We start from the raw sequence: 25,910 nt of genomic DNA, 5'->3' as shown, positions 1-25,910 counted from the left end.
CACGACACGTACCGTTTCCGTTGCGAGAAGTCTGCGCATGACAGTCAGGAGTGTCAACACGCTCCGTGTCGTTTCCTCTAGGGTGGGTGCATGCCTGACGCCCCTGCACGCACGCAACCCGCAGCCCGACGGCGGAGCGAGGCGAGCCGCCGTGCCATCCTCGACGCGAGCCTGGACCTGTGCGAGACGCACGGGTACGGCCCGGTGACGGTCGAGGCGATCGCCGCGCGCGCCGGGGTCAGCAAGAAGACGATCTATCGCTGGTGGCCGTCCAAGGGCGCAGTGGTCCTCGAGGCTCTGGACGACGCGGCCAACCCCTCCGTCGACTTTCCCGACACCGGTGATCTGCGAGCCGACCTCGTCGCGCAGATGGAGGGACTGCTTCGAGGCCTGCTGTCCGACGCGCGGTTCGGCAGTGCGCTCATCGGGCTCATCGCCGACACCCAGCACGACGCGCAGCTCGCCCGCGGTCTCGTCGACGACCTTTTCCGCCCGCGCGTCGAGGACGCGCGAGAGCGCCTCGCCCGTGCCCGTGCCGCCGGGCAGATGCGCCCGGACGCGGACCTGGACCTGGTGATCGAGCTCTTGTACGGACCGGTGTACTACCGACTCCTGCTCCACCAGGGCGAGCTCCAGAGCGCGGACGAGCTGCGCACCCTCGTCGACCACGTCCTTCGCTCGGTGGCACCGGAGCACGACTCCGTCTCGCCGTGAGCGTCATGGCCGGGACGGTGCTCGCCGGCTAGGGCCTACCCGGCTCCTGCGCGGGGGCGGCGGACCGCAGCGCCTCCAGCAGCGGCCCCGCCGCGACGTCGAGGAACTCCTGCTGCTTCTCGTCGCCGATCTGCACCAGGGCGACGTCCGTGAACCCGGCCTCCCAGTAGGCGGAGACCGCGTCGACGATCGGGCCGAGGTCAGGGCCGCACGGGATCGCCTCCGCGACGTCCTCGGGGCGGACGAACTGGGTCGCCCCCGCGAACGCCTCGGTGGTGGGAAGGTTCGCGTTGACCGCCCACCCCAGGCCGAACCACCGGAACTGGTCGTGCGCGCGCCGCACCGCGGTGTCGCGGTCGGGGTCCCAGGAGATCGGGATCTGCCCGACGACGCGCGAGCTCCCGAGCCCCGAGCCCTGCCGCGCGTCCGCCCACGAGCTGACCAGGTCCGCGTCCGGGACGACCGCGACGAGGTGGTCCGCGAGCGGCGCGAACCGGGCGACGGACGCATCGCCGGAGACGGCGACCGCGAGGTCCACCCCGCCCTCCGGCAGGTCCCAGATGCGTGCCGAGTCGACCCGGAAGTGGTCGCCCTCCTGGCTCGTGTAGCCCTCGCCGTCCAGCAGGGTGCGGATGATGCGCAGCGCCTCGTCGAGCATGTCGTGCCGCTCGGCCACCGCGGGCCACCGGGCCCCGACGACGTGCTCGTTCAGGTTCTCCCCGGAGCCGAGCCCGAGCGTGAAGCGGCCCTCGGAGAGCAGCGCCACCGTCGCGGCCTTCTGCGCGACCACCGCCGGGTGGTACCGGATGGTGGGGCAGGTCACGTAGGTCATGAGGTCGACCCGGCTCGTCACCTGCGAGACCGCGCCGAGGACGGACCAGGCGTAGGGGGAGTGCCCCTGCGTGTCGAGCCACGGGAAGTAGTGGTCGCTCGAGACCTCGAAGTCGAAACCGACGTCCTCCGCCCGCCGGGCGTAGTCCACGAGCGCGCGCGGCCCGGCCTGCTCGGTCATCAACGTGTAGCCGAAACGTGTCATCGTCGGACCTGCCCTTCTCGTGCCGTTCGTGGGCCGCTCACGGCCGGACCCCCGCGAGGGCGGCCAGCCGCTCCCAGGACCGGTGCATCCCCAGGTCCGCCTGGAGCGTGTCGCCCAGGCTCTCGGCGCCGGCCTCGAGGACGTGCACGCCGGGTGCGCCGGTCGGGATCCCGGCCTGCTGGAGCACCTGGGCGCCGTCGCCGACCGCCGCGATCGCCTTGCCGTGGCGGTAGGCCTCCTGGAGCAGCACGTGGGTGCGCCCGTCCATCGCGAGCGGGTTCCCGGCCGTCCCGTCAGCCACGACGACGGCGTCGTACTCGATGGAACGCGTGGTCAGGAGGGTGCGGTCGACCGTCTCGTGCTCGCCGCCCGTGGCGACCTGACCGCCGTGCGCGGCGACGACCCGCACGACGACGCCGTCGTCGCCCAGGGCCTCGCGCAGGTGCGCGACCGCCCCGAGGTCGCCGCCGTCGGCGACGAGGACGCCCACGACCCGGCCGTCGCGACGACCCGGCTCGGCGGGGACCTGCGACAGCGCGGGCGAGGGCACCACGTCGTCCGGGACGTCGGCCTGCGGCGCGGGGAGCCCGAGGCCGGTCGCGACCTGCTCCGCGAGGCCGCCGTCCACCCGGGCGAGGTTCGCGACCATCGCCTGCCGCACCCCTTCGGACGCGCACTTGCCGAGCTCGAACGTGTACGCCTCGGCGAGGTGCGCCTTCTCCACGGGCGTCATCGACAGCCAGAACAGCCGCGCCTGGGTGAAGTGGTCCGTGAACGACACGGGGTGGTGGCGGCCCTTGGTCCCCTCGACCGGCGTGGCGACCGTGACGAAGCCGTCCTCGGGCGAGGCCGTGGGCAGGTCTCCGTCGAGAGCGTTCGGCTTGTACGCGACGACGCCCTCGTGCACCGCGGTCTGGTGCATGCCGTCGCGCAGCATGTCGTTCACGGGGGCGTGCGGGCGGTTCACGGGAAGCTGCGCGAAGTTCGGGCCACCCAGGCGGGTGAGCTGGGTGTCGAGGTAGGAGAAGAGCCGGCCCTGCATGAGCGGGTCGTTCGTCACGTGGATGCCCGGCACGAGGTGGTCGACGTGGAACGCGACCTGCTCGGTCTCCGCGAAGTAGTTCGTCGGGTTGGCGTGCAGCGTCATCACGCCCACGCGCTGCACGGGGCACAGCTCCTCGGGCACGATCTTCGTCGGGTCGAGCAGGTCGATGCCCTCGAAGGTCTCGTCCGGCGTGTCCGGCATGACCTGCAGGCCCAGCTCCCACTGGGGGAACGCGCCGGCGTCGATGGCGTCGGCCAGGTCGCGGCGGTGGAAGTCAGGGTCGGCGCCCTGGGCGATCTGCGCCTCCTCCCACACCAGGGAATGCACCCCGAGCGCGGGCTTCCAGTGGAACTTCACCAGCGACGTCGTGCCGTCGGCCGCCTGCAGGCGGAACGTGTGGACGCCGAAGCCCTCCATGGTGCGGTAGCTGCGGGGGATCGCCCGGTCCGACATGGCCCACATCGCCATGTGCGTGGACTCGGTGTGCGAGGAGATGAAGTCCCAGAAGGTGTCGTGCGCGCTCTGCGCCTGCGGGATCTCGCGGTCCGGGTGCGGCTTGCCCGCGTGGATGATGTCGGGGAACTTCACAGCGTCCTGGATGAAGAAGACGGGGAAGTTGTTGCCGACCAGGTCGAAGGTGCCCTCGGCGGTGTAGAACTTCGTCGCGAAGCCGCGCACGTCGCGGACGGTGTCGGGGGAGCCGCGCGACCCCAGCACGGTGGAGAAACGCACGAAGACGTCGGTCTCCCGGCCCTCCTCGGCCAGGAACGCGGCCCTCGTCACGCTCGCGGCGTTGCCGTAGGCGCGGAACGTGCCGTGCGCGCCGGCGCCGCGCGCGTGCACGACGCGCTCCGGGATCCGCTCGTGGTCGAAGTGCGTGATCTTCTCGCGCAGGTGGTGGTCCTCGAGCAGGACGGGCCCGCGCGGGCCGGCGGTGAGCGAATGGTCCGTGTCGTCCACCCGGAGCCCCTGGGCCGTGGTCAGCCGGTCGCCGCTCTGTGCCCGCGGGCTCCGGCCGGCGTCGTCTCCGCCGGGGTGCCACGGGCACCCGGTGGGACCTCGGTCCGCCGGGGCTGAGGTGCGCGGCTGCGGCAGCCCGCCACGCTCGTCGGTCGGTCGGTCGTCGCGGGGTGCGTGGCTCATGGCTGCCTCTCGAGTCGCTCGCTGCGCTCCCCGGGCCCGGGGCACCCGTCCACCGTCGGGCCGGGGACCGATGCTCGCCACCTCGCGGCCGGTCAGGCTTCCGGAGGCTGCCCGCTCAGGTCGTCGTCCCGGGGTCGCCGGTCCCCGTGCCTCCGCCGGCGCCCGGCGTGGGCGGCGGGCTCGTCTCCTCGGGCGCGGTCTCGGTGGGCTCCGGGTCGGGCGTCGTCTCGGTAGGCGTCGGTTCCGACGTGGTCGGCTCGTCCGTCGGCGTCGGCTCCTCGGTCGGCGTCGGCGTGGGGGTGGGCGTCGGCGTCGGCGTGGGGGTGGGGGTCGGCGTGGGGGTGGGCGTCGGTGTCGGCGTCGGCTTCTCGGTGGCCGTGCTCGTCTCCGTCGGCGTCGGCCTCGACGTCGGCCGGGCCGTGGGCTGCGTGGGCGGGGCGGTCGTGGGCTGCGGCTTCGACCTGGTGGGCGACGGCGACGGGCTGTGGGTCGCGGGGACCACCGGTGTCTCGGCGTCCCGGTCCTGCAAGGACCAGAACGCGAACGCTCCCGCCGCGAGCAGGAGCACCAGCAGCACCACGGCCACGATGCGCCGGCGGCCGGTGAAGAAGCCGCGCCGGTCCGGCTCGTCGCCGCCTTCGCCGGCTTCCGGCGCGGGTTCGGTCTCCTGCGGGGACGGCTCGGGCGGAAGCTCGGAGGGCGGCACGGCGCCGAACTGCCGGGTGCGCTGGACCTCGGCCTCGGCCGCTGCTGCCGCCACCGCGGCTCCCGCTGCCGCGCCCGCGGCCCCGAGGACCGCCGTGCGGTGGGGGTCGTCGGTCGCGACCTGGTCGAGCGTGAGGGTCTGGTCGCCGTCGGGCCCGCCGGGACCGGCCGCGCTGCCCAGGACCGCGGTCGCGTCCGTGCCGAGCAGGGTCGCCACGGCGCCCTCCATCGCGGCCGCGGACGCGAACCTCCGGTCCGGGTTCTTGGCCATCGCCCGCGCGACGAACCGATCCACGTCGACGGGGACGGCGGGCTGCCGTGCGGACGGCGCGGGTACCGGTGCCTGGACGTGGGCGCGCAGCACGTCCGCCGGCTCGGCGCGCTCGAACGGCGGGTGTCCCGTGAGGGCGAAGTACGCCAGCGCACCCGCGGAGTACAGGTCGCTGCGCGCGTCGAGCGGCTTGCCCTGGGCCTGCTCGGGGGACATGTACGCCGCCGAGCCGGTCACCAGGTCGCCGTCGCCGTCTCCACCGCCGGGCTCGGTGAGCCCCAGGTCGAGCAGGCCGACGCTCGTCGTCCCGTCCTCGTGCCGGTCGACGACGACGTTGCGGGGCCCGACGTCGCGGTGCACCAGCCCTGCCGCGTGCACGGCCCCGAGCCCGTCGAGCAGCCCCGCCACCACCGCGAGCGCCTCCTGCCACGGCAGGCCGTCGAGCGCCGCCAGGTCGGACAGGGGGATGCCCGGCAGGCGTCGGGTCAGGATCCAGGGGACGTTCGCGCCCGCGACCTCGTCCTCGCCGGTGTCGAGGACCTTGACCACGCTCGGGTGGTCCACCTGGGCCGAGGCCGCGATCTCGCGCGCGAGCGCGGCGCGTGCCGCCTCGTCGTCGACCAGGTGCGGGTGGAGGACCTTCACGAGGAGCCCGGGCTCGTCCGGTGCGACCTCCGGGCCGTCTTCCGCGGTGCCCTCGTCGTCCTGTCCCGTGTCGGCGGCGGGCACGCGAGAGGCCTCGTAGACGGTGTAGGTGCCCCCGGTGCCGAGGATGTCGCCGAGGACGTACTTCCCGCCGAGCACCACGTGGCCGCCTGCCGACTCCTCGGTCGGTTCCTTGGGTGTCATGCGCTCACCGCTGCCAGGGTCGGGCGTGGAGGGGGCGTGCCGCGCGCGGCGGCGTCGGTGCGGCGATCTCGGTCATTTCAGTCATGGGCCTTCACAGGATATGGGGTGCGGGGAGGTGGTGCACGGGTCGCGCGCACCGCGGGACGGTGGGCCCCCTCCGCTCCCTTCGCTCACGCCGCAGCCGCTCGACCGACCTTCCGCAGCGGCGGCACGGACGACGCTCTACGCAGCGACGACCGCCGCGAGGACGCCGGGGTCGAGCGCCCTGTCCGCGAGCACGAGGCGCACCGCGGCGGGGTCGGGGTTGCCGGCGTCCGGCCCGCGCCACACGAGCCGCAGGCCCGCCTTCTCGGCCGTCGCGCGCGACGCGACGTTGTGCTCCAGCAGGAAGGCGGTGACCGGGATCTCCGGACGTCGTTCCGCGGCGAGGGCCAGCGCCGCCCCGGAGAGCTCCGTCGCGAACCCGCGGCCCTGCTGGTCGGGGGAGAGCCGGTAGTAGAGGTTGAGCACGCCGGCGGGGCGCCACCGCACTCCGCCGATCCCGACGAACGCGCCGTCGTCGCGCCGGCGTGCTGTCCAGTACCCGATCCCGTCCCGCTCCCAGTCGGCCGCGAAGCCCTCGACCTGGCGTGCGGTCTGCTCGCGGCTCGTGTGCCGTCCGCTCGGGAAGTGCTCCCACACGCGTGGGTCGGCGTGGAGGTCGTGCAGCACGTCCAGGTCGCCGGGGGAGACGGGCGAGAGGTCGAGGCGGGCGGTGGCGCGGGGCTGCGCGGCAGGGGTCGTCACGCCGCGACGGTAGACCGGGGCACCGACACCGGCCCGCCCCGCTCGCTCACCCGTCGGTCGCTCACCCGTCGGCAAGGTCGGCCAGCGCGCTCTCGATCGCACGGTGGAACGTCGGGTAGGCGTAGATCATGCGGCGCAGCTCGGCCACGGGGACCCGCGCCTGCACGGCCAGGGTGAGCACGGCAAGGATCTCGCCGCCCGCCGGGCCGGCGACCGTCGCACCGACCAGCACGCCGGCATCGGCGTCCTCCACCAGCTTGACCAGGCCCTCGTTGCCCGGACCGTGCACGAACCCGCGCGACGAGGCCGCGAGGTCGGTGCTGCCGGTGCGGACGTTCAGCCCGGCCTCGCGCGCCGCGGCCTCCGTCAGCCCGACACCGCCGATCTCGGGGTCCGTGAACGTGACGTGCGGGACGGCGTGGTGGTCGGCCCGCTCCGTGCCGCCCTCGCCGTCCGACGCGAGGATGTCGGCCGCCGCGATGCGCGCGTGGTACATCGACACGTGGGTGAAGGCGCCCTTGCCCGTCACGTCGCCGATCACCCACACGCCGTCGGCCGCGCGGAGACGGTCGTCGACGGCGATCGTGCGGCCGGTGTCGTCGATGCCGACGGTGGCGACGCCCAGCGCGCGCAGGTCGGTGCGGCGCCCCGCGGCCACGAGCAGGCGCTCGGAGGTGAGCTGCGTGCCGTCCTCGAAGGTGAGAGTGAACCCGGAGCCGTCGTGACGCACGCTCGACACCTTCGCCCCCGTGCGGACGCCGATGCCCTCGGCGGCGAACCGCTCGGCGAGCAGCGCGCTCGCCTCCGGCTCGTCGAGGGCGATCAGGCGCGGCGCCGCCTCGACCACCTCGACCGCGGTGCCGAACCGCGCGAACACCTGGGCGAGCTCGCAGCCGATGGCCCCGCCGCCGAGCACGGTGAGCGACTCCGGCGCCTCCGTGGCGCGCACCGCGTCGCGGTTGGTCCAGTACGGGGTGTCGGCCAGGCCCTCCACCGGCGGCACCGCGGGCTCGGTGCCCGGGTTGAGCAGCACGCCGCGGGTGGCGCGGAACCGGCGCTCGCCGTCGGGGGTGGCGACGACGACCTCGCCCGGCCCGACAAGGCGTCCGCGGCCCCGCACCAGCCGCGCGCCCGCCTTCTCCAGCCGCTCGACCGCGGCCGTGTCGTCCCAGTCCGCGGTGGCCTCGTCGCGCACGCGCCGTGCGACGGGAGCCCAGTCGGGCGTGACGTCCACGCTGCCGGCGAGCGTGCTCGCCCGCCGCGCCTCGGCGAGCGCGTCCGCGGCGCGCACCATCATCTTGGTCGGGATGCACCCGAAGTAGGGGCACTCACCGCCCACGAGCCGGGCCTCGACGGCCACCACGTCCAGCCCGGCGCGCGCGAGGCGTCCGGTCGCGTCCTCGCCCCCGGGGCCGGTGCCGATCACGACGACGTCGACCGTCTCGACGGACGGCTCGCTGGAGGGTGTGGCGGTCATCGGTGCTCCTGGTGCTCGCGGGCTGCGGTGGGACGGCCGGGACAGGCACGGCCTCGACAAGCGCACCATATCGGCGCGCTCGGCGCGCGCCGGGTCGTCGGTGGCACAGGTCGTCGGTGGTACAGGGTCGTCGGTGGTGCAGGGCACGATGGCGGGGTGCACGTCGTCCTGACCCGAGAGCCCGGCGGCACGGTCCGCGTGCACGACGACCCGCCGCGCGCCGTGCCGGCCGCCGACCTGCCCGCCGTCGTGGCCCAGGGCGAGGCCGCGGCGCGCGACGACGCGCCGCCGCTGCGCTGGACCTGGGACGACACGAACCGGTGGTACCCCGGGTTGCTGCGCGCCGGCGTCCGGGTGGAGCGGTCGCACGACCTGCGGCTCGTGCACCGGATCCTGCGGCACTCCGAGCCCGCCGCGGGCGCGGCGCTCGCGACCGCGCCGCCCGGCCCCTGGGACACGATGGCGCCCACCCCGGCGGGGCCGGTGCCGGCTGCGGGAGCCCGCCGGCCCCCGCAGGGCGACGCTCTCTTCGACCTCGCCGCGCCGACGCCCGCGGCCCCCGCCGTGGAGGCGGCGGGAGGTCTGGACCCGGTGTCGGAGCTGACGCGCCAGGACGAGGCGGTCCGCGGGTCGGCCACCCCGGGCCGTCTCCGCCTGCTCGCCGCGGGGGAGTCGGCGGGGGCCCTGGTGGCCGCAGAGATGCACCACGCCGGGCTGCCGTGGCGGGGGGACGTGCACGACGCGATCCTCACCGAGGCCTTGGGCCCGCGGCCGCCGGAGGGGCAGCGGCCTGCCCGGCTCGAGGCGCTCGTGCGGCAGATCAGGGCCGCGCTGGACGCGCCCCCGTCGCTCAACCCCGACTCGCACCCCGACCTGCTCAAGGCGATGCAGTACGCGGGCGTCGGGGCGCGCAGCCTGCGCAAATGGGAGCTGGAGAAGCTCGACCACCCCGTGGTCGCGCCGCTGCTCGAGTACAAGAACCTCTACCGGCTGCTCACCGCCAACGGCTGGCACTGGCTGGACGAGTGGGTGACGGACGGGCGGTTCCGCACCGAGTACGTGGTGGGCGGCGTGGTGACCGGTCGCTGGGCGTCGACGGGCGGCGGTGCGCTGCAGCTGCCCAAGGGAGTGCGGCGCGCGGTCGTGGCCGACCCGGGGTGGTGCCTCGTGGTCGCGGACGTCGCGCAGCTCGAGCCGCGCGTCCTGGCCGGCATGGCCGGGGACGAGTCGATGGCCCGTGCGGGCCGCGCCGGTGACCTCTACGCCGGCATCGTCGCCTCGGGCGCGGTACCGACGCGCGAGCTGGCCAAGGTGGGCATGCTCGGCGCGATGTACGGGGGCACGACGGGAGCCAGCGCCCAGGTGCTGCCGCGGCTGGGGCGCGAGTACCCGCGTGCCATCGCCCTGGTCGAGGAGGCGGCACGCACCGGCGAGCGCGGGGGCGTCGTGACCACCTGGCTCGGCCGGTCCTCCCCGGCGCCCGGCTCGGCGTGGGACGAGGCGCAGGCGGGCGCCTTCGCGGACGACGCCGGTGCGGACGCGGCGGCGCGCGCCCGGTCGGTGACACGGTCGTGGGGGAGGTTCACACGCAACTTCGTGGTCCAGGGCACGGCGGCCGAGTGGGCGCTGTGCTGGATGGCGTCGATCCGTCGCCGGCTCTGGGCGCTCGGGACGACGTCGGGCGCGCCGGGCCTCGCGCCCGCCCCGTTCGCGGACCGCCCGCACCTCGCCTTCTTCCTGCACGACGAGGTGGTGGTGCACGCCCCGCGCGAGCTGGCCGACGTCGTCGCGGCCGAGGTGCGCGCCGCGGCCGAGGAGGCGGGGCAGCTGCTGTTCGGAGGCTTCCCGGTGGACTTCCCCCTCACCGTCGCGGCGGTCGACTCGTACGCCGACGCCAAGTAGGCGCCCGCCGACGAGGTCCGGGGCCTCTAGGGTCGGGCCATGACCACCGACAGGCCGAGCACCCCCGCCCTGCGCGACGTCGTCGCCGTCCTCGAGGACCTGTACCCGCCGGGTACGGCGGAGAGCTGGGACGCCGTCGGGCTCGTCCTCGGCGACCCGGCCACGCCGGTGCGCAAGGTGCTGCTCTCCGTCGACCCGGTGGCCGAGGTCGTCGACGAGGCGATCGCCTGGGGCGCCGACCTGCTGGTCACGCACCACCCCCTGTTCTTGCGGGCCGTGCACTCGGTGGCAGCGACGACGTTCAAGGGCGACGTCGTGCACCGACTGCTGACGGCCGGCTGCGGCCTGTACGTCGCGCACACCAACGCCGACGCGGCGCCGCGGGGCGTGGCGGACGCGCTGGCGGACCTGGTCGGCATCACCGACCGTCGGCCGCTCGTGGCCGGGGACGACGCCGACGGCGTGGAGCGCGGCATCGGGCGCGTGGGGCGGCTTGCCGAGCCGACCACGCTGCGGGCGTTCGCCGAGCACGTCGCCGCGGTGCTGCCGGCCACCGCGCAGGGCGTGCGGGTGGCGGGCGACCTGGAGGCGCAGGTCGCGACGGCCGCCGTGGTCGGCGGTTCCGGGGACTCGTTGTTCGACGCCGTCCGCGCGGCCGCCGTCGACGTGTACGTGACCGCCGACCTGCGGCACCACCCGGCGTCCGAGCTGCGGGAGCGCGCCGCGTTCGAGGCCCGCGGCACGGGCGGTGCGGCCGCGACGCCGTACCTCGTGGACGTGGCGCACTTCGCCAGCGAGTGGCCCTGGTTGCGGTACGCCGCCGAGGATCTTTTGGCGCGGCTGCCAGAGGGTACGGTGACCACCAGGGTGAGCACGACCGGCACCGACCCGTGGACCTTGCGGGTGGCGAGCGCGGCTCGCTGACGGCGGCGCCCGCCCGACCAGCTGAACACACGCGAGAGGACCTGCCCGTGGCCACTGCACCGTCCGAGGACCAGCGCCGACTGCTCGAGGTCCAGGCCCTCGACACGCGGCTGCAGCAGCTCGTTCACCAGCGGCGCCACCACCCGTCGCTCGCGACGATCGCGGAGCTCGACGGCCGCATGGGCGACCTGCACACCTCGCTCGTCGACTCCCGCACGGCTGTGGGTGACCTGGAGCGGGAGGTGGCCAAGGCCGAGGGCGACGTCGCCCAGGTGCGCACGCGCGCGGAGCGCGACCAGCAGCGGCTCGACTCCGGTGCCCTGTCCGCGAAGGACTCCCAGGCCCTGGTGAGCGAGCTCGAGTCCCTCGCCCGCCGGCAGTCCGTGCTGGAGGACGCCGAGCTGGAGGTCATGGAGCGCCTCGAGGCGCACCAGGGCGCGCTGGCCGAGGTCGAGGCCGCCCACGCCGAGCTCGCGGCGGCCAAGGCGGCGGCCACGGCGGAGCGCGACGCCGCCTGGGCGGAGATCGACGGCATCGGCTCGAAGGTCAAGGCCGAGCGCGAGGCTGCCGCCGCCGGCCTGGACGCGGGGCTGCTGGCCCTCTACGACAAGCTGCGGGCACAGCTCGGCGGCACGGGTGCCGCCGCCCTGCGCGGTAGCCGCTGCGAGGGGTGCCGCCTCGAGCTCAACCCGGGCGACCTCGCGGCCGCGAAGCGGGCGCCGGCGGACCAGGTGGTGCGCTGCGAGGAGTGCGGCCGCATCCTCGTCCGCCTGCCCGACGAGGGCGTCCCGGCCTGATGGTCCGCCCGTCCGGCGCGAGCCCGCTGGACCCCGCCGCCACCCGCACCGTCGTCCTCGTCCGGCACGGCATGACCGCGCTGACCGAGGCCCGGGCCTACTCGGGCGGCAGCGTCCCCGGCCCGGCCCTCAGCCCGCGCGGCCGCACCCAGGCGGCACGGGCCGCCGACGCCGTCTTCCGGATCGGCAAGGACCTGTGGCCTGACCTGCCGCGCGCGGGCGCGCTCGTCGCGTCGCCCCTGGTGCGCACCGTCGAGACGGCGGCCGCCGTCGGGCGCCGGATCGGGCAGCACGTGCGCACGGACGACCGGTTCGCCGAGTGCCGGTTCGGTGCCTGGGAAGGCCTGACACCCGAGCGCATCGCCGAGGGTTGGCCGGACGAGCTCGCCGCCTGGACCGCGACCGGCACCGCGCCAGCCCCGGGCGGGGAGTCGTACGTGCAGGTGGGGGAGCGCGCCTGGCCCGGGCTGCGGGACGTCGTGGCCGCGACAGATCCGGAGGCCTCTACCGTCGTCGTCGCGCACACCGTGACCATCCGTGCGCTGACGGGCCGTGCGCTCGGCGCGCCGCCCGCCTCGTGGCCGCGGCTGCGCGTGCCGCCGTGCTCGCTCACCGTCCTGCGGTTCGGCACCGACGTCGACGGCGGCGAGCCCGCTCTGGCGGAGATCACGGTGGCGGGGTTCCCGACCGACGTCTGAGACCGCCCGCAGGGTCGGTACGTCTAGTGCTTCGCGGGCTTTGCGGGCTTCGGGGGAGACGCGAGCGCGAGGTCGACGCCGCGGTGCACCCACGCACGGAGCGCGTCCTCGTCGGCCGTGACCGTCGCCGGCACCCCGACCATGCCCCGCATGATCCGCTCGCCCATCCGCAGCTCGTGCGCGCCGGCGGCGAGGGCGGCGTCGTACCCGTCCGTGCCGACGTGCACCATCAGCTCGTCGCGCGTGACCCCGACGGCCATGTGGGTGTGCACCATGATCGCGAGCCCGCCGAACATCTTCTGCTCGGTGAAGTCGGCGCGCTCGCCGACGGCGTCGCGCACCCGCGCGGCGAGATCCTCGTCGTAGGCCACGCGGCCAGTGTGCGCCGTACGACCGGCGTCCCGCCCGGTCAGGCGATGACGACCTCGAGCGTGCGCGGCCCGCGGCGCGTCGCGGCGTCGTGCAGGGTCGCCTCGACCATGCGGTACGACAGGCCGGTCCCGACCTCGGTGCCGATGACCTGCCCGTCGAGCTCGCGGGCGGCGTCCAGCAGCTGAGCGCCGCTGGTCGGGGCCGGGCCGGAGCGGCGCAGCAGGTGCCCGGTGAGCACGCCCCGCGTGTGCTTCGCGTTGTGGGACACCACTGTGCGCCTCCCGTCCGACTCGCGCACCACACGCACCGTGACCCAGTCGGTCGCGGCGTCGCCGGTGGTGGCCGGCTTCCAGGCGGCCAGGTAGGCGGCGGAGCGGCAGTCGACGACGACGTCGCCCGCAGCCCGCGCGTCCAGGGCCGATGCGAGGTGCGGCCGCCAGGACGTGGCGAGCTTGCCGACGCCGGGCAGGTCCACACCCATGGACAGCCGGTAGGCGGGGATGACGTCGGCCGGGGAGACCGCGCCCCACAGGCCGGAGAAGACCCGCACGTCGCGTGCGGCGCGGTCCGCCGCCTCGGTGGGCAGGTCGCCCAGGCCGGCCGCGGCGTACAGGACGCCCGTGTACACGCGGGACGCCGGAGCGGCGGGGGCCGCCTTGAGCTCGGTGTTGCGGGCGACCTCTGCGCCGAGCGAGGCGCCCACACCCAGCAGGTCCGTGGCGTCCGGTCGGGCGCTCGCGGCCGCGAGCGCCTCCAGCACCGCACGGCGCTGCGCTGTCAGGTGCTCTGCCGCCGTGAGCCGCGCGAGGTCGACCGGGGCGGCGCCGTCGGGCGCGGGGGTCTTGCCCTCGGAGGGCGGCAGGCAGATCAGCACCCGGACACCCTACGGCGGGTCTCGGCACGCGGAACCCGGGGCGACGGTGCGGTCGGTCACCGCTAGCGTCGCCGGGCATGGTCCAGGTGAAGGTCTACGGCAACCGTCGGGTGTGGGGTCAGCGGCGCGCGGAGGTCTCCGACGCGCTGCACGCGGCGCTGGTCGGCGCCTGGCAGATCCCCGAGGACAAGCGGTTCCACCGGTTCCTGCTGCTGGATGACGGGGATCTCGTGGCGCCCCGCTCGGACGACTACCTGATGATCGAGGTCGTCGCGTTCGCCGGGCGCTCGCGGGAGGCGAAGCGTGAGCTGGTCCGCCGCCTCTACGACGACGTGGCACCCGCGCTCGGGGTCTCGGCCGACGACGTCGAGCTCGTCGTCATCGAGTCGCCCGCGGAGAGCTGGGGCATCCGCGGCCGGTCGGGGGACGAGCTGGCGCTGAGCTACCGCGTCGACGTCTGAGGCATGGGTCGGGAAGCCCCCTGGACCGCTTAGACTGTGCGACGCGGACGAGTCGGTCGGACGGTCGCGTCGGCGGTGCCCTCGGGCGTCGTCGCCGAGGAACGTCCGGGCTCCGAAGGGCAAGGTGGTGGCTAACGGCCACCCGGGGTGACCCGCGGGACAGTGCCACAGAAAACAGACCGCCGTCGCCGGGCGACCGGTGGCGGTCAGGGTGAAACGGTGGTGTAAGAGACCACCAGCGCGGCCGGTGACGGTCGCGGCTAGGTAAACCCCACCTGGAGCAAGGTCAGACAGACTGTGTTGGAGGGCGGCCCGCCCGATTCTCCTCGGAGAAGCACAGTCGGGTAGACCGCTCGAGCCCTGCGGCAACGCAGGGCCTAGATGGATGACCGTCGCCCGTGCCGGGGTGACCAGGCGCGGGAACAGAACCCGGCGTACAGACCGGCTCGTCCGCCCTTGCCTCCGATCGGCCAAGCGTCGGGCTTCCGTCAGGCGGTGGCGGGCTCCGCGTCGCTCGCGTGCTCCAGCGCCCAGGTGAGGGCGTGGTCGGCGACCTTCTCCCATCCAGGCGCGGCGCACGTCCAGTGGTCGCGGCCCTCGAACTCGTAGTACTCGGTGAGCGCGGGCGACTTCTCCCAGTGCTTGGCGTTCGACCGGTTCACCGACGGCGGCATGATGTGGTCCTTCTCGCCGGCGATGAACAGCAGCGGTGCCCGGTCGGTGCCGAAGTCCACCCAGGTCTCCTGATGGCCCGGCTTGAAGTTGGCGATGAGGCCGTAGTCCCAGACCCAGCTGCCGGGCGCGGGGATCGCGTAGCGGTCCCAGACCGCGCGGGACTCCTCGGCGGAGAGCGTGTTCGTGAACGCGTAGTGGAACTCCTCCGGCGTGAACCCGACGGGACGGTGCCGGTTGGCGGGGTTCTTGAGCGCGGGGAAGAGGGACTTCGCCTGGGAGGGCGGGGTGACCCGGACTCCTTCGGTGGGCGCCGAGTCGATGACGACTCCGGCAGCGCCGAGCCCGCGTGCCAGGAGGATCTGGGTGAGGGCGCCCCCGAACGAGTGGCCCATGAGGATCGGCGGGCGGTCGAGGGCGGTGATGACGCCGGCCAGGTGCTCGACCGTCTCGGGCACGGTCAGGTCCGCGATGATCTGCGGGTTCTCCCGCAGGGCCTCGACCTCGACCTCGAACCCCGGATATGCCGGGGTCACGACGGTCAGGCCCTTCTGCTGGAAGTGCTGGACCCAGCCCTCCCAGCTGCGGGGCGTCATCCAGAGGCCGTGGATCAGGACGACGGTGTCGGGCTTGGGGTCGGGCTTGGGGTCGGGCTTCGTGCTGGCGGGGGTTTCCGAGCTCATGGCCGGGGTCCTCTCAAGAGTCGACGAGCGCCAGCAGACACGATAGAAAGGCGCGCACCGTCGGGCGCGGCAGGTCACCAAATTCACCCGCTCGCGCGCGCCCCCACCTCGAAGGAGAGTCATGGCAAGCAGGTTCACCGAGCTGGTCGTCGACTGTCACGACCCGGAGCGCCTCGCGGCGTTCTGGTGCGCGGTCCTGGACTTCACCGTGATCGACCGGAGCGAGGGCAAGGTGGAGATCGCCTCCTGGGAACCGATCGTCGAGGACGTCCGTGCCCGCCAGATGCCGCCCACGGTGGTGCTCGTCCAGGTGCCGGAGGGCAAGGCCGTGAAGAACCGGCTGCACCTGGACGTCAGCCCCGTCGACCGCAGCACCGCCGACGAGGTCGCCCGGCTGCTCGGGCTCGGCGCCACCCGCGTGGACGTCGGGCAGGGTGACGGCCGCAGCTGGGTGGTCATGGCCGACCTCGAGGGCAACGAGTTCTGTGTCCTGCGCACCCTGGCGCCAGTCGACTCCTGACCCTCCGAGAGGAAGCCGCCGCGATGACGCCTGGTCCCGCCGACCCCACCGTGCTGCACCCGATGCCCGAGCATCCGCGGGTGGTGCTGCTCCGACCGTTGGTGACCTCCCCGCTGATCGACGTCGGCGACTTCTCGTACTACGACGACCCGGACGAACCGACGTCGTTCGAGACACGCAACGTGCTGTACCACTACGGTCCGGAGCGTCTCGTGATCGGCCGCTACTGCGCCCTCGGGACGGGCACCCGGTTCATCATGAACGGCGCCAACCACCGCATGAGCGGGCCTTCCACGTTCCCGTTCCCGACGATGGGCGGCGCCTGGGCCGAGCACTTCGACCTGATCACCGGGCTGCCCGGTCGGGGCGACACGGTGGTGGGCAACGACGTGTGGTTCGGTCACGGTGCGACGGTCCTGCCCGGTGTCCGGATCGGTCACGGCGCGATCGTCGCCGCCGGTTCCGTGGTCACCAAGGACGTCCCGGACTACGGCGTCGTCGGTGGCAATCCCGCCCGGCTCCTGCGGACCCGCTATGACGCGGAGGACGTCGCACGCCTTCTCTCCGTCGCGTGGTGGGACTGGCCGCTCGAGCACGTCACCCGGCACGTCCGCACGATCATGTCGGGCACGGTGGCCGAGCTGGAGCTGGCCGCGGAGCAGCGCGAGAGCGCCTGAGGTCCGGCGCCGTCAGCGCGCGCCCAGGGTGAGCGCTCGGAGGTACCGGCGGCGGTAGTGCCGCTGGAGCAGCAGCACCAGCGGGAAGAGCGCGCGCCAGCGGCCGCTGCCTGCGCGTGTGAGGGAACGCAGCGTCAGGCTCACGGTTCCGTCGTCGCTGCGACTCACGATGAACGCCTCCTCGCCCGCGACGGGATGGCCCTCCAGCGTGCCGTAGGCGAGCGCCGCCCGGCGTCCGGTGGTGACCACCTCGACGACCTGGACCGGCTCACGGACCCGGAGCGGACCCAGCCGTGCGACGAGCCAGAAGCGCTCGCCGTCGCGCACCACCTGCCCGGGCTCGAGCGGCGGGTCGACGGCGAACCCGCTGCGGGTCTTGACTCCCCAGGAGAGCACCGCCCTCGACGCGTCCTCCCACAGGTCGGCTCCGTCGCCCAGCCGGACCGTGCGCTCGTGTGCGCGCCAGCCGTCGGGCGGACGCCACCGCTCGTCCGAGGGAGCGGTGCCGCCGACGACGTCGTAGCTGAGGTCCCGACGGCCCAGGTGGTGGGTGGCCAGGGGAACCAGGCGTTCCGTGTCGCCCCCGCCTCCGTGGACGGCGCGGCGTACCGCCGACGCCTCGGCGGCGGTCAGCCGGAAGGTCGCGCTGGTACCGGTGTCATTCACGCTCCACACGGGCCCCCCGCCGCCGTCGTCGTACCCCGAGCAGCCGATGCTGAACGGCGCGAGCGTCAGCGCCAGCCCGAAGTCGGCGTCGCGGCGGGGATCGAGGGTGAGCGAGATCCCGCGGCTGCGGAGGGCGGACAGGCGAGCCTCGGCGGCCCGGACGGCGTCGAGGACGGCCACGGGCCAGTCGTCGTCGGAGACGATGTCGATCTCGACCCGGTCCAGCCGGTCGCGCTGTGCCACCAGGGCGGCGCGGACCGTCGCTTCGACCGTCGACCGGTCGGCGCCGTCGGCCAAGGTGAACCAGGTCTCGTCGTCGTCCGTCGTCGTGATGCGCACACCGACATGCTGCCGCACCCCGCGGGTGCCTCAGGTCGGACTGCGGGTCACGCCGGCTGCGTGGTGGGGGGAGGCGGCGCGGAGGATGCTGCGCTCCGGCCGGGCAGGGCGGCGGCCACGACGGCAGCCAGGGCGGCCGGGGCGAAGAAGACGCCGACGGACATGGCCCCGACCAGCGTGAGCACGGGCAGCAGCACCGCCGTGGTCACGCGCAGGGCCCGGAACGCGCTCGCGCGGCGAGCGAGCAGGGGCAGTGCGGCGACGAGCACCGGGACGGCGAGGACGACGAGCACGCCCGGCCCGTTCACCTGCGCCAGCGTGGCGGTGGCGTCCGTCGTCGTCGTGGTGACCGCGCCGGTGACCGAGCCGCTGGTCGTGCTCTCGGTCGTGGTGCCAGCGTAGACCGGCAGCACGGCCGCAGCGGCGAAACCGGCGAGCGCGAGCCCGAGCGTCACGACGACGGCGATGCGCGCGGGACCACCGGCGACAGGTTCGGGCTGTGGCTGCACGGTGACCTCCGGGGCGTCGCGCGGGACGGGATCTCGGCCAGTATGCGCGGGTCGGACGCCGCACGCCGCGGGTTCCCGGACCGGACGTGCGTGGTACCACGCACGTGCCCGGCCGTGGCGGGCGGCCGTCGTCTGGGATGAAGGACGTCCACCTCACCGTGCCCCGGAGGGACCCACCGTGACCGCCGTCCTGCCTGCCCGCCCCGCCGCCGAACCTCGAGCACTGCCCGGCATCCCCTTCCAGGACACGTTCCACGACGTCCTGGACAACCTCCTGGACGATCCCCTGGGCGAGGCGCTCGCCGGCGCACGCGCCCGGATGTTCGCCACGTCCTCCGCGACGGGTGTGCTGGTCCGGCTCACGGGCGAGGTCGACGCCGCATGCCTCGCCGACCTGCCGGGCGTGCTCGCGGTGCTCGACGCCGCGGACCGGCGTCTGCCCGTCCTCCTCGACACGCAGGACGTGACCTTCATGGACTCCTCGGGCATCGCCCTCCTGGAGCGTGTTCGGGGCGTGTGCCGCGCGACGGGTGCGCCGCTGGCGCTGCTCGATCCTGCGCCGGCCGTCATGACGGTGCTCCGTCTCGTCGGCCTCGAGGACGCCGTGCCGGTCGTCCGCACCCGCGACGACCGCGCCTGACCCGGCACGCACACGACCGGGCCACCCGGACCCGGCATGCGAGGTACCACGCAGACCCCGCCCGTCCCCGGCTGGTGCCGGGGGACCGTGGACGCAGCAAGGACCGCACCGCGGGCGACATGCCCGCGACCCTGACACGGAGGAACGAGAGATGACCGAACAGCAGAGCATCCTGGTGGGCGTCGACGGCTCCGCCGAGAGCCTCCACGCCATGGAGTGGGCCGCCGCGTACGCCCGGGAGACCGGGTGCACGCTGCACCTCGTCAGCAGCTTCATGCTTCCCGGCTTCACGGGCAGCTACTCCTTCGCCCACGACATCCCGATGGTCGACGACCCGTACGCGCGGCGCTACGTCGAGGACCTGCTGGTCCGGGCGCACAAGCGCGTCGTCGAGGTCGGCGTCCCGGCCACCACCGAGGTGACGACCGGCGAGGCGACGTCCGTGCTCGCGGAACGGTCAGCCGGCCGCCGGTTCGTCGTCATCGGCGCCCGCGGGGCCGGCGGGTTCGTCGAGCGGCTCCTCGGCACCGTCTCCGCCAACCTGCCCGTCCGGGCGCAGTGCCCGACCGTGGTCGTCCCGCTGCACGCGAAGGACGCCGACGGCGACGGCGACGCGACGGACACGCGTCGCACGCGCCGGATCGTCGTCGGCGTGGACGGGTCGCGCCCCTCGGAGGCCGCGGTCGAGACCGCCGTCGCACAGGCGCAGGCCTGGGGTGCGGAGGTCGCCGTCGTGCGGGCCGTCACGATGGTCGGCTGGAGCCACTCGCCGTGGCTCGACACCGGCTTCCGGGAGAGCGTCATGTCCTCGGCGCGCGACGAGACCGACCGGTTGCGCGCGCGTCTCGCCACGACCTATCCCGACGTCGTGACCACCACCGACGTGGTGGAGGGGCACGCCGTCGACGTCCTGGTCGCCGCCTCCCAGGAGGCCGACCTCCTCGTCGTGGGCTCGCGCGGCCGGGGCGGCATCCGAGGGCTCGTCCTCGGCTCGACGAGCCAGGCGGTGCTGCGCCGCTCGCACTGCCCCGTCCTCGTCCCGCGTCGCTGAGCCGCCCGTCGGGCGGGACGGCGGACCGCGGCGTGCACGGGCGGGATCGCGTCCCCCCTGCCTAGGATCGCGACATGGTGGCCCCTGTCACACGGGTCGGCATCGTCGAGGACGAGGCGCTGATGCGGGGCATGCTCGAGCAGACGCTGTCGGCCGAGGAGTCGTTGCGCGTCGTGCACTCGGTGCCCGGCGTCACAGAAGCGCGGCTGGTCTTCACCCCCGGGTCCTGCGACGTGGCGGTGCTGGACGTGAACCTGCCCGACGGCAACGGGGTGGCGCTCGGCCTGACGCTGCAGCGCGCCGACCCCCGGCTGGCGATCATGCTCCTGTCGAGCGAGGACGTCATGGGCATGTTCACCACCGTCCAGGACGAGGCCACCCGGCCGTGGAGCTACCTGTCCAAGCGGTCGAGCTTCGCGCGCGACGTCCTGGTCCGTGCGATCGCGGCGACGGCGCACGGGCAGGTGGTGCTCGACCCGTACCTCGTCCAGCGCTCCACGCCGCGTCCCGGCTCGGCCGTCGCGGAGCTCACCCCCGCGCAGTTCGGGGTGCTGCGGCTCGTGGCCGAGGGGCTGTCGAACCACGCGGCGGCCGAACGCCTCGGCATCAACGAGCGCTCCGTGGAGAGCCACCTCAAGTCGATCTACCAGCGGCTGGGCGTCGAGGGCGGCGACCACAACAGACGGGTCGCCGCGGTGCTCGCGTTCCTCGAGCAGACGGGACGGTCCTGGCGCGCATGAGCGCCGGGACCGCGCGGGACCCGGGCCCCGCCCCCCAGGAGCCAGGGGCGGTGCTGCGCGCCCGCGAGCCGACGCGGGTCGCGATCCTGGTCAGCGGCACGAACTTCGTGCTGTACTCGCTGGTCTCGTTGGCCGGCTGGGCCGGGTGGGGCGGCCTGCAGGCCGCGATCACGCACGAGCGCGGCGTCGTCGGCGTGGCGATCGACGGCGTCGTCGTGCTCCTGGTGAACCTCGTCTTCGGTGCCGTCGTCATCGCCGGCACGCTCGCCCTGCACCCCCTGTCGCGCCCGTGGCCGGCACGGGTCCTCGTGGTCTTCTGCGTGGCCGCGGTGGCCTCGGTGCCCCGGATCCTGGCGCTCGCGGCGCTCAGCAGCACGCCCTCCGGCGGTGCGTACGTGGTGGCGGTCGGGACGCTGGGACTGCTGGCGGGCGTGGTGGGGATGTCCGCCGGCCTGCTGTCGGCGTCGCTCGTCGACCGCGCGCGGACCGAGCAGCACCGGCGCGAGGAAGAGGCTCGACGCGCGGCGCGGGCGGTGGAGGAGCTGCAGGACGAGGAGATCCGGGTACGCCGGCACGTCTTCGACCAGCTGCACGGCACGCTGCAGTTCCACCTCGTCACCGTGACCGCCGGGCTCGACCGGGTGGCCGAGCAGCTCCAGGACGCGGGGGACGCGGCCCGGGCCTCGGACCTGCGGCACTGGGCGGAGACCCTGGAGGAGATCCGCGAGCAGGACGTCCGCTCCCTCAGCCACTCCGTCTTTCCCTCCGGGGCCGACCTGGGCACGCAGCAGGCGATCCAGCTGCTCCTGCGACGACTGCCCCCGCAGATCGACGCCTCGATCGAGCTGGGAGACAACTACCGGCGACTCGTCTCGCACGACGGGCTGCGGATGCCGATGGCCGAGCGCCTCGTGGTGATCTACACCGTCGAGGAGGCTGTGACGAACGCCCTCAAGCACGGCCGGGCGAGCACGGTCCGGGTCCGTGCGGACGCGGAGCCGACCGACGATCCCGACCGCTGGGTGTTCGTGACCCAGGTCGACGACGACGGCACGGGCCCCGCGCAGCCCATGCCCGCCCTGCACGGGCTGCGCCGCCACCGGGAGCGTGCCGAGCACCGGGGCGGCTCCCTCGAACTGGGTGTCAATCCCTCCGGAGGCGGGCGACTGTCGCTCCGGCTACCGTTCACCGTGGACCCGGACGGCTGACCTCGGCGGACACCTGCCGAAGGCGCGACAAGGGGCTTCATCGAGTGTGAACGGTACGTAAAGAATCTCTATGCCGAGGTTCCGCCATTGGTTGGCGGAGGTGTAGCGTTACGGGCGTCGCGACGACGAGGTCGCGGGTCCGCAGTGCAGCGCTCGAGCCCGAGGCGCGCAGGACGTGGGACGTGGGACGAAGGTGTGGCAGTGACTTTCACCGACGAGGCTCAGGCCGGGGGCATCGCCCTCGTGGAGCGCACCGACGTGAGCGTGGTGGACATGTGGGGCGAGATCGACATCGCCCTGCGGAACGAGGCGAGCGCGGCCCTCGCGCGGGCCTTCGAGCGTGACCTTCCCGTGGTGGTCGACACCTCGCGGGTGACCTTCATCGACTCTGCCGGCGTGGCCTTCCTCGTCCAGCTCTGCCGCATCGGCAGGGACGAGGGCCTGCGGGTCTCGCTGCACCGGCCGCCGGCGGCCGTGCTGGACGTGCTCCGGATGCTCGACCTCGACGTGCCGCCGGACACGCCGGTCGACTGGGGCCGCACGCCGACGGCACCGATGCCGACGGCGCCGCACAGCCTGGCGGGCTGACCGCCTCAGTGGTCGCGGCCGCTCGCCGCGAGCGCTGCCGCCCCCACGATGCCGGCCCGGTTGCGCAGCGTGGCCGGGATGATCGGGGCGTGCAGGTCGAGCAGCGGCAGGAACTTCTCGTGGTGCTTGCTCACGCCACCGCCGACGACGATCAGCTCGGGGGAGAGCAGCATCTCGACGGTCTCGAAGTAGCGCTGCAGCCGTCGCGCCCAGTGCTCCCAGGATAGGTCGTCGCGTTCGCGGGCGGACTCCGCCGCCCGGGACTCGGCGTCGTGCCCGTCGATCTCCAGGTGGCCCAGCTCGGTGTTGGGCACGAGCACGCCGTCCACGAGCAGGGCCGACCCGATGCCGGTGCCCAGCGTCACGACCAGGACGACGCCGTCGCGCCCCTGGGCTGCGCCGTACCGCTGCTCGCCGACGCCCGCGGCGTCGGCGTCGTTGACGGCCATCACCTCGCGGCCCGTGGCGTCCCGCACGAGAGCGGGCAGGTCGACGCCCTTCCACGACTGGTCGAGGTTCGCGATGAACCGGACGACGCCGTGGTCCATCGGGGCGGGGAACGCCACGCCCACCGGCACGTGCCGGGGCAGCTCGAACGAGTCCACGAGCTCGGCGAGCACCTTCGCCACGGCGTCCGGGGTGGACTTGTCCGGCGTCGGGATGCGACGTCGTTCCGCGGCGAACTCGCCGGTCGTGAGGTCGACCGGCGCCCCCTTGATCCCGGACCCGCCGATGTCGATGCCGAACGCGACCGGCTGCGTTGCCTCCACCATGTGCCCCATCTTGATGCAGGATCGTCCTATGAGCGACACAAGCCCGGTGCAGTACTGGTACAACACCAAGACAGGCGAGGTCGAGGAGAGCCGCGACCGCTCCAGCTGGAGCAACCGCATGGGCCCTTACCCCTCGCGAGAGGCCGCGCGCAACGCCCTGGACTCGGCGCAGCGCCGGAACGAGACGTGGGAGGAAGAGGACGCCGACTGGCGCGGCGGCAAGTGACCTCGCAGCGCGGCGAGGACCCCGCCGGCAGGGGTGCGGGCGTGCCGCGGACGGCGACGGTCGAGGCGAACGGCGTCACGCTCGGCGTGGAGCACCTCGGCGACGAGGCGGCGCCGCTGGTCCTCTGCGCGGGCGGCACGACGATGCTGTCCTGGCCGGACGCCCTGTGCGACGCCCTCGCGCGCGGTGGGCGCCACGTGGTGCGCTACGACCTGCGCGACTCCGGCGCGTCCACCACCCGCGACCCTGAGGACCCGGCCTACACGTTGCGCGACCTCGCCGCCGACGCCGCAGCCCTGGCGCGGGTGCTCGACGACCGTCCCGCACACCTGGCGGGCATCGGCGTCGGCGGGATGGTCGCCCAGGTCGCCGTGCTCGATCACCCGGAGGCGTTCGCCGCGCTGACCCTCGTGGGCACGCGCGCCGTCGCGCCAGGCCCGGTCGACGACGACCTGCCCGACCACGACGGGGCGACGATGGGCCGGGCCTTCGCGCTGCCGATGCCGGACTGGGCCGATCGTGAGGCCGTCGCGGAGCACGCCGCCCGGGGCGCCGAGATCCTCGGTGACGACCCCGACGCCGCGCGCACCCTCGCGGGGCGCGTGTGGGACCGCACGCCGGCGACGACGCCCGCCGTGCACCTGGCCAACCAGCTCGGCACGGTCTTCGCCCGGCTCGACTGCGCGCCGCGCTGGCGCGCGCGCCTGGCCGAGATCGCGGTCCCGGCCCTGGTCGTGCACGGGCGCCGCGACCCGTTCTTCCCCGTCGGCAACGGGGAGACTCTGGCCCGCGAGATCCCGGGAGCGCGCCTGCTGGTCCTCGAGGACGCGTCGACCGCGATCCCCGAGCGGGACGTCGGCCGGGTCGCGGCGGCGATGCTCGACCTGCGGGGCGCGTCGTAGGACGCGCGCACCGGTCCGGTGCCGTCGCGCTCCGGGCGGTGCGCCCCGCCCCCCGGGGGAGATGCTACGGGCGTTGCAGGGCGAGCCTGGCCCCGAACCCGACCAGCGCCAGGCCGGAGACGGCGTCCGTGATGCGGCGGACCGTCGGCAGGAGCAGCTTTTCTCGCAGCGCGCTCCCGAGGAGGACGACGACGAGGAGCCACGCGGTCCCGATGGCCGGCAGCGTCCAGGCATGCACGAGCCAGGCCCCGACGGCGGCGTGGGCGCCGACGAACTGGGGCAGCAGGGACAGGTAGAACACGAGCATCTTGGGGTTGGTGATGTTGGTCAGGAACCCCTCGCGGAACGACCGGACGCGGCCTCTGGCCGGCGAGGTTGCCGGTGGCGGGCCGTACTCCCCGCGCCAGGCCGACCAGAGCGCCTGCGCTCCCAGGTAACAGAGGTAGGCGAGACCGACCCACCGCAGCGCCGTGAACAGCGGCTGCGACCGGACGATCAGGGCACCCACGCCGATCGACGCCAGCGTGCCCTGGATCAGGGAGGCCGCCCCGATCCCGAAGGCCGTCGCCACGCCGCGGCCACGGCCGTTGACGACGGTGTTGCGCAGCGTCACCACGAAGTCGGCACCGGGGACGGCCACCACCGCCACGACCACCAGCAGGAAGGCTCCGCTCATCACGCCAGCATCACGTACCGCCGCGCGGTCGGCGACCGCGCCCCGACGGGACTAGCGCTCGAAGGAGTGCGCGGCGTCGGGGAAGCTGCCCTTGCGGACCTCGTCGGCGTAGTCCTGGGCAGCCTGGCGCAGCAGGTTGCCGACCTCGGCGAACCGGCGCGCGAACCGCGGCGACCAGTCGGTCATGCCCGCCATGTCGGTCCAGACGAGGACCTGCCCGTCCACGCGCGGCCCCGCGCCGATGCCGATGGTCGGGATGCGCAGGATCTCGGTGGCGCGTGCCGCGACCTCCACCGGCACCATCTCGAGCACCACCGCGACGGCGCCCGCCTCCTGCACGGCCAGCGCGTCCTCGCACAGCGCCTCGGCCGCCTCGTCGCCCCGGCCCTGCACGCGCGGGCCGCCGAGGAGGTTCTCGGACTGGGGCGTGAAGCCGAGGTGCCCGACGACGGGGATGCCGGCGTCGGTGAGCGCCCGGATCTGGGCGGCAGAACGCCGTCCGCCCTCGAGCTTGACCGCCGCGGCGCCCGTCTCCTTCATGATCCGCACGGCGGACGCGAGCGCCTGCTCGGCTCCCGCCTCGTACGACCCGAAGGGCAGGTCGACGACGACGAGCGCGTGCTCGGCCGCGCGGGCCACGGCCCGGGCCGGCGGGATCATGTCGTCGAGCGTGACGGGCAGCGTCGTGGAGTGCCCGTGCATGGTGTTGCCGATCGAGTCGCCGACGAGGAGCAGGTCCAGGCCCGCGGCGTCGAAGAGCCGCGCCGTGACGGCGTCGTACGCCGTGAGCATCGTGAGCTTCTCGCCGCGCTCCTTGGCCTCGGCCAGGTGGTGGACCCGCACGCGGCGGCGGCGGGTCAGGTCGGCGGCAGGGGAGGGCGCGGCGGCGTCGGCGGCGGCGTCGTGACCGGGGTTCGACATGGCGGTCAGCCTATGCCTCCGACCGGCGGTACCGGGTATCCGCCGAGGTCGGGGGTCCGCAGGCC

General features: G+C 74.4%; 28 protein-coding genes and 1 other RNA gene. 16 read left to right on the top strand and 13 right to left on the bottom strand.

The window, feature by feature from the left end:
* Positions 1 to 90 precede the first annotated feature (90 nt).
* Positions 91 to 714 carry a TetR/AcrR family transcriptional regulator gene (locus ACWGKI_RS03310; RefSeq protein WP_380241130.1) on the top strand — a complete coding sequence of 208 codons (624 nt, stop codon included), beginning with the start codon at positions 91 to 93 and terminating at the stop codon, positions 712 to 714.
* A gap of 28 nt (positions 715 to 742) precedes the next feature.
* Here the strand turns inward: ACWGKI_RS03310 and ACWGKI_RS03305 are convergent, their stop codons facing one another.
* From ACWGKI_RS03305 to ACWGKI_RS03285, 5 genes are all read right to left on the bottom strand, one after another.
* Complete coding sequence (locus ACWGKI_RS03305) at positions 743 to 1,750, bottom strand: TIGR03557 family F420-dependent LLM class oxidoreductase (protein ID WP_380241128.1); 1,008 nt, start codon at positions 1,748 to 1,750, stop codon at positions 743 to 745.
* A gap of 37 nt (positions 1,751 to 1,787) precedes the next feature.
* A complete protein-coding gene (locus tag ACWGKI_RS03300) occupies positions 1,788 to 3,938 on the bottom strand; it encodes a catalase (protein ID WP_452184659.1) in 2,151 nt (716 codons plus the stop codon).
* 115 nt (positions 3,939 to 4,053) lie between these two features.
* On the bottom strand, positions 4,054 to 5,763 hold the full coding sequence (locus tag ACWGKI_RS03295) for a serine/threonine-protein kinase (protein WP_452184657.1): 1,710 nt from the start codon (positions 5,761 to 5,763) through the stop codon (positions 4,054 to 4,056).
* 222 nt (positions 5,764 to 5,985) lie between these two features.
* Complete coding sequence (locus tag ACWGKI_RS03290) at positions 5,986 to 6,549, bottom strand: GNAT family N-acetyltransferase (protein WP_452184655.1); 564 nt, start codon at positions 6,547 to 6,549, stop codon at positions 5,986 to 5,988.
* Positions 6,550 to 6,610: 61 nt separating this feature from the next.
* Entirely contained in the window at positions 6,611 to 8,026 is a 1,416-nt protein-coding gene (locus ACWGKI_RS03285; protein ID WP_452184652.1) for a dihydrolipoyl dehydrogenase family protein, read from the bottom strand.
* Positions 8,027 to 8,182: 156 nt separating this feature from the next.
* Here ACWGKI_RS03285 and ACWGKI_RS03280 point away from each other — a divergent pair, with 156 nt between their 5' ends.
* The 4 genes from ACWGKI_RS03280 to ACWGKI_RS03265 are packed head-to-tail and all read left to right on the top strand — an operon-like array spanning position 8,183 to position 12,347.
* The gene (locus ACWGKI_RS03280; RefSeq protein WP_452184650.1) at positions 8,183 to 9,928 is read left to right on the top strand and encodes a bifunctional 3'-5' exonuclease/DNA polymerase; all 1,746 of its coding nucleotides are present in this window, start codon (positions 8,183 to 8,185) and stop codon (positions 9,926 to 9,928) included.
* A 39-nt stretch (positions 9,929 to 9,967) separates the two neighbouring features.
* Positions 9,968 to 10,852, top strand: a complete 885-nt coding sequence (locus ACWGKI_RS03275; protein ID WP_452184648.1) for a Nif3-like dinuclear metal center hexameric protein — start codon at positions 9,968 to 9,970, stop codon at positions 10,850 to 10,852.
* A 47-nt stretch (positions 10,853 to 10,899) separates the two neighbouring features.
* Complete coding sequence (locus ACWGKI_RS03270) at positions 10,900 to 11,649, top strand: zinc ribbon domain-containing protein (RefSeq protein WP_452184646.1); 750 nt, start codon at positions 10,900 to 10,902, stop codon at positions 11,647 to 11,649.
* Complete coding sequence (locus ACWGKI_RS03265; protein ID WP_380241112.1) at positions 11,649 to 12,347, top strand: histidine phosphatase family protein; 699 nt, start codon at positions 11,649 to 11,651, stop codon at positions 12,345 to 12,347. The genes ACWGKI_RS03270 and ACWGKI_RS03265 overlap by 1 nt, the downstream gene beginning before the upstream one ends.
* A 23-nt stretch (positions 12,348 to 12,370) precedes the next feature.
* On the opposite strand, the gene ACWGKI_RS03260 is transcribed toward ACWGKI_RS03265, so the two are convergent.
* Positions 12,371 to 12,718, bottom strand: coding sequence for a TfoX/Sxy family protein (locus ACWGKI_RS03260; RefSeq protein ID WP_452184644.1), 348 nt, complete (start codon positions 12,716 to 12,718; stop codon positions 12,371 to 12,373).
* A gap of 38 nt (positions 12,719 to 12,756) precedes the next feature.
* A complete protein-coding gene (locus ACWGKI_RS03255) occupies positions 12,757 to 13,593 on the bottom strand; it encodes a YaaA family protein (protein ID WP_452184642.1) in 837 nt (278 codons plus the stop codon).
* A 77-nt stretch (positions 13,594 to 13,670) separates the two neighbouring features.
* Between ACWGKI_RS03255 and ACWGKI_RS03250 the strand changes: the two genes are divergently transcribed.
* Both ACWGKI_RS03250 and rnpB read left to right on the top strand, forming a co-directional pair.
* Positions 13,671 to 14,054, top strand: coding sequence for a tautomerase family protein (locus ACWGKI_RS03250; RefSeq protein ID WP_452184640.1), 384 nt, complete (start codon positions 13,671 to 13,673; stop codon positions 14,052 to 14,054).
* 48 nt (positions 14,055 to 14,102) lie between these two features.
* Positions 14,103 to 14,507, top strand: an RNA gene (rnpB, locus tag ACWGKI_RS03245) — RNase P RNA component class A.
* Between the two features lie 35 nt (positions 14,508 to 14,542).
* Here rnpB and ACWGKI_RS03240 read toward each other — a convergent pair.
* On the bottom strand, positions 14,543 to 15,409 hold the full coding sequence (locus ACWGKI_RS03240; RefSeq protein WP_452184638.1) for an alpha/beta hydrolase: 867 nt from the start codon (positions 15,407 to 15,409) through the stop codon (positions 14,543 to 14,545).
* Positions 15,410 to 15,530: 121 nt separating this feature from the next.
* On the opposite strand from ACWGKI_RS03240, the gene ACWGKI_RS03235 reads away from it, so the two are divergent.
* Together ACWGKI_RS03235 and ACWGKI_RS03230 are read left to right on the top strand one after the other, a co-directional pair.
* The gene (locus ACWGKI_RS03235; RefSeq protein ID WP_452184636.1) at positions 15,531 to 15,929 is read left to right on the top strand and encodes a VOC family protein; all 399 of its coding nucleotides are present in this window, start codon (positions 15,531 to 15,533) and stop codon (positions 15,927 to 15,929) included.
* A gap of 23 nt (positions 15,930 to 15,952) precedes the next feature.
* The gene (locus ACWGKI_RS03230; protein ID WP_452184634.1) at positions 15,953 to 16,606 is read left to right on the top strand and encodes a CatB-related O-acetyltransferase; all 654 of its coding nucleotides are present in this window, start codon (positions 15,953 to 15,955) and stop codon (positions 16,604 to 16,606) included.
* Positions 16,607 to 16,618: 12 nt separating this feature from the next.
* Here ACWGKI_RS03230 and ACWGKI_RS03225 read toward each other — a convergent pair whose 3' ends face one another.
* Positions 16,619 to 17,611, bottom strand: a complete 993-nt coding sequence (locus tag ACWGKI_RS03225; RefSeq protein WP_452184632.1) for a DUF1990 family protein — start codon at positions 17,609 to 17,611, stop codon at positions 16,619 to 16,621.
* Positions 17,612 to 17,658: 47 nt separating this feature from the next.
* Positions 17,659 to 18,120: a hypothetical protein gene (locus ACWGKI_RS03220; protein ID WP_380241095.1), complete on the bottom strand. Its 462-nt coding sequence runs from the start codon at positions 18,118 to 18,120 to the stop codon at positions 17,659 to 17,661.
* Positions 18,121 to 18,298: 178 nt separating this feature from the next.
* Here ACWGKI_RS03220 and ACWGKI_RS03215 point away from each other — a divergent pair, with 178 nt between their 5' ends.
* The 5 genes from ACWGKI_RS03215 to ACWGKI_RS03195 all read left to right on the top strand — a co-directional run bounded on the left by ACWGKI_RS03215 (position 18,299) and on the right by ACWGKI_RS03195 (position 22,347).
* Positions 18,299 to 18,760 (top strand): STAS domain-containing protein, encoded by a 462-nt coding sequence (locus ACWGKI_RS03215; RefSeq protein ID WP_452184630.1) that lies wholly within the window; start codon positions 18,299 to 18,301, stop codon positions 18,758 to 18,760.
* 151 nt (positions 18,761 to 18,911) lie between these two features.
* The gene (locus tag ACWGKI_RS03210) at positions 18,912 to 19,811 is read left to right on the top strand and encodes a universal stress protein (protein ID WP_452184628.1); all 900 of its coding nucleotides are present in this window, start codon (positions 18,912 to 18,914) and stop codon (positions 19,809 to 19,811) included.
* A gap of 74 nt (positions 19,812 to 19,885) precedes the next feature.
* Complete coding sequence (locus tag ACWGKI_RS03205; protein WP_380241089.1) at positions 19,886 to 20,551, top strand: response regulator transcription factor; 666 nt, start codon at positions 19,886 to 19,888, stop codon at positions 20,549 to 20,551.
* A complete protein-coding gene (locus tag ACWGKI_RS03200) occupies positions 20,548 to 21,759 on the top strand; it encodes a sensor histidine kinase (RefSeq protein ID WP_452184625.1) in 1,212 nt (403 codons plus the stop codon). The genes ACWGKI_RS03205 and ACWGKI_RS03200 overlap by 4 nt, the downstream gene beginning before the upstream one ends.
* Positions 21,760 to 21,960: 201 nt before the next feature.
* On the top strand, positions 21,961 to 22,347 hold the full coding sequence (locus ACWGKI_RS03195) for an STAS domain-containing protein (protein WP_452184623.1): 387 nt from the start codon (positions 21,961 to 21,963) through the stop codon (positions 22,345 to 22,347).
* A 5-nt stretch (positions 22,348 to 22,352) separates the two neighbouring features.
* On the opposite strand, the gene ppgK is transcribed toward ACWGKI_RS03195, so the two are convergent.
* Positions 22,353 to 23,120, bottom strand: coding sequence for a polyphosphate--glucose phosphotransferase (gene ppgK / locus ACWGKI_RS03190; RefSeq protein ID WP_380241083.1), 768 nt, complete (start codon positions 23,118 to 23,120; stop codon positions 22,353 to 22,355).
* Positions 23,121 to 23,148: 28 nt separating this feature from the next.
* On the opposite strand from ppgK, the gene ACWGKI_RS03185 reads away from it, so the two are divergent.
* Both ACWGKI_RS03185 and ACWGKI_RS03180 read left to right on the top strand, forming a co-directional pair.
* Positions 23,149 to 23,346 carry an SPOR domain-containing protein gene (locus tag ACWGKI_RS03185; protein WP_380241081.1) on the top strand — a complete coding sequence of 66 codons (198 nt, stop codon included), beginning with the start codon at positions 23,149 to 23,151 and terminating at the stop codon, positions 23,344 to 23,346.
* Complete coding sequence (locus ACWGKI_RS03180; RefSeq protein WP_452184621.1) at positions 23,343 to 24,248, top strand: alpha/beta fold hydrolase; 906 nt, start codon at positions 23,343 to 23,345, stop codon at positions 24,246 to 24,248. The genes ACWGKI_RS03185 and ACWGKI_RS03180 overlap by 4 nt, the downstream gene beginning before the upstream one ends.
* Positions 24,249 to 24,312: 64 nt before the next feature.
* Here the strand turns inward: ACWGKI_RS03180 and ACWGKI_RS03175 are convergent, their stop codons facing one another.
* Together ACWGKI_RS03175 and panB are read right to left on the bottom strand one after the other, a co-directional pair.
* The gene (locus tag ACWGKI_RS03175; RefSeq protein ID WP_452184619.1) at positions 24,313 to 24,924 is read right to left on the bottom strand and encodes a LysE family translocator; all 612 of its coding nucleotides are present in this window, start codon (positions 24,922 to 24,924) and stop codon (positions 24,313 to 24,315) included.
* A gap of 51 nt (positions 24,925 to 24,975) precedes the next feature.
* On the bottom strand, positions 24,976 to 25,845 hold the full coding sequence (gene panB / locus ACWGKI_RS03170) for a 3-methyl-2-oxobutanoate hydroxymethyltransferase (RefSeq protein WP_380241075.1): 870 nt from the start codon (positions 25,843 to 25,845) through the stop codon (positions 24,976 to 24,978).
* Positions 25,846 to 25,910 lie beyond the last annotated feature (65 nt).

The organism is Isoptericola sp. NPDC055881, assembly GCF_053615895.1.
This window is presented reverse-complemented; position numbering and strand designations above follow the sequence as displayed.

Coding starts and splice junctions, on each gene's coding strand:
- ACWGKI_RS03230 (WP_452184634.1), top strand. CDS start 15,953: ATGACGCCTGGTCCCGCCGACCCCACCGTGCTGCACCCGATGCCCGAG.
- ACWGKI_RS03240 (WP_452184638.1), bottom strand. CDS start 15,409: ATGAGCTCGGAAACCCCCGCCAGCACGAAGCCCGACCCCAAGCCCGAC.
- ACWGKI_RS03300 (WP_452184659.1), bottom strand. CDS start 3,938: ATGAGCCACGCACCCCGCGACGACCGACCGACCGACGAGCGTGGCGGG.
- ACWGKI_RS03310 (WP_380241130.1), top strand. CDS start 91: ATGCCTGACGCCCCTGCACGCACGCAACCCGCAGCCCGACGGCGGAGC.
- ppgK (WP_380241083.1), bottom strand. CDS start 23,120: ATGGTGGAGGCAACGCAGCCGGTCGCGTTCGGCATCGACATCGGCGGG.
- ACWGKI_RS03250 (WP_452184640.1), top strand. CDS start 13,671: ATGGTCCAGGTGAAGGTCTACGGCAACCGTCGGGTGTGGGGTCAGCGG.
- ACWGKI_RS03285 (WP_452184652.1), bottom strand. CDS start 8,026: ATGACCGCCACACCCTCCAGCGAGCCGTCCGTCGAGACGGTCGACGTC.
- ACWGKI_RS03295 (WP_452184657.1), bottom strand. CDS start 5,763: ATGACACCCAAGGAACCGACCGAGGAGTCGGCAGGCGGCCACGTGGTG.
- ACWGKI_RS03275 (WP_452184648.1), top strand. CDS start 9,968: ATGACCACCGACAGGCCGAGCACCCCCGCCCTGCGCGACGTCGTCGCC.
- ACWGKI_RS03235 (WP_452184636.1), top strand. CDS start 15,531: ATGGCAAGCAGGTTCACCGAGCTGGTCGTCGACTGTCACGACCCGGAG.
- ACWGKI_RS03205 (WP_380241089.1), top strand. CDS start 19,886: ATGGTGGCCCCTGTCACACGGGTCGGCATCGTCGAGGACGAGGCGCTG.
- ACWGKI_RS03200 (WP_452184625.1), top strand. CDS start 20,548: ATGAGCGCCGGGACCGCGCGGGACCCGGGCCCCGCCCCCCAGGAGCCA.
- ACWGKI_RS03210 (WP_452184628.1), top strand. CDS start 18,912: ATGACCGAACAGCAGAGCATCCTGGTGGGCGTCGACGGCTCCGCCGAG.
- ACWGKI_RS03305 (WP_380241128.1), bottom strand. CDS start 1,750: ATGACACGTTTCGGCTACACGTTGATGACCGAGCAGGCCGGGCCGCGC.
- ACWGKI_RS03175 (WP_452184619.1), bottom strand. CDS start 24,924: ATGAGCGGAGCCTTCCTGCTGGTGGTCGTGGCGGTGGTGGCCGTCCCC.
- panB (WP_380241075.1), bottom strand. CDS start 25,845: ATGTCGAACCCCGGTCACGACGCCGCCGCCGACGCCGCCGCGCCCTCC.
- ACWGKI_RS03185 (WP_380241081.1), top strand. CDS start 23,149: ATGAGCGACACAAGCCCGGTGCAGTACTGGTACAACACCAAGACAGGC.
- ACWGKI_RS03265 (WP_380241112.1), top strand. CDS start 11,649: ATGGTCCGCCCGTCCGGCGCGAGCCCGCTGGACCCCGCCGCCACCCGC.